General features: G+C 50.7%; 1 rRNA gene. It reads left to right on the top strand.

What is annotated here, in order from left to right:
• Nucleotides 1-284, top strand: a 16S ribosomal RNA gene (locus ACTHSL_RS13470); the annotation flags it as partial.

A 284-nucleotide genomic window follows, 5' to 3' on the forward strand; every position in this document is an offset into this window, starting at 1 on the left:
CGGTAAGACGAGGGATCCAAGCGTTGTTCGGAATTATTGGGCGTAAAGCGGGTGTAGGTTGCTATGTAAGTCAGGTGTGAAAGCCCAGGGCTCAACCCTGGAAGTGCATTTGATACTGCGTAGCTTGAGTGTGGGAGAGGATAGTAGAATTCCTGGTGTAGTGGTGAAATACGTAGATATCAGGAGGAATACCGGAGGCGAAGGCGGCTATCTGGCCTAACACTGACACTCAGACCCGAAAGCGTGGGGATCAAACAGGATTAGATACCCTGGTAGTCCTGTCT

Source organism: Neisseria sp. P0008.S010 (assembly GCF_051962715.1).
GTDB classification, from domain to species: Bacteria; Pseudomonadota; Gammaproteobacteria; order Burkholderiales; family Neisseriaceae; genus Neisseria; species Neisseria elongata.